Annotated in this window: 1 protein-coding gene; it reads right to left on the bottom strand. The window is 36.8% G+C overall.

What is annotated here, in order from left to right; all coding sequences use genetic code 11:
* Positions 1-23: 23 nt before the first annotated feature.
* On the bottom strand, positions 24-608 hold the full coding sequence (locus tag GC093_RS15500; protein WP_171652803.1) for a hypothetical protein: 585 nt from the start codon (positions 606-608) through the stop codon (positions 24-26).
* Positions 609-679 lie beyond the last annotated feature (71 nt).

The raw sequence follows: 679 nt of genomic DNA, 5'->3' as shown, positions 1-679 counted from the left end.
CCCGTTAGAGTTCAGCCATTTCATTATTTCTTCTCTTCAGCTACAAATTCAAAATCCAAATCTTCCTTACGTATAAACATGGTTTTATATTTGTTTCCATCTACTTTACATCCTGTCTCGACACTTACAACTTCTACCTCAACAAGATTGAAATGAACTTCTGAAGCTTGTTCTTTGGTTATCCCGCCAGTCAAGAAATTGTAACCATCACCGAACGACTTATAAATAATTAAGTAATTCTCAAGATCTTGCTTCTCTACATTTATCCATTCAAAGTTAATGAATCCTTCAATATTAGGCTTATTCAGTGTGCATTCAATGTGGTGCAACCCACGATAGCAAGGGAGAGTGTACATATACGGGTGTACTTCACTCGGAGTAATGGTTATTCCGTACTTAAAAGAAAAGGATTCGTATACCATTTCATAAAACAATGGGATTACAATATCGTCCCAAGCGTCGTAAGCAAATGCGTGGATGGGGACCAAATGAGGATAAAGGCTCGTTAGAGCATCACTAAAATTAATCAGTATTGAAGTATCAGTAACATTTAGCAATTCCTGTTCAAGTTCATGACCAAACGTTTTTGTTCGTCTTCGATCAATCATCCTAGATCCTCCTCTTCATCCTTCCAAACACATTTTACCACAAATGAGTATTGAACTAATCTGCCCTTTAG

The sequence above is a fragment of the Paenibacillus foliorum genome, from assembly GCF_013141765.1.
In the GTDB taxonomy this organism is placed as follows: Bacteria; Bacillota; Bacilli; order Paenibacillales; family NBRC-103111; genus Paenibacillus_S; species Paenibacillus_S foliorum.
This window is presented reverse-complemented; position numbering and strand designations above follow the sequence as displayed.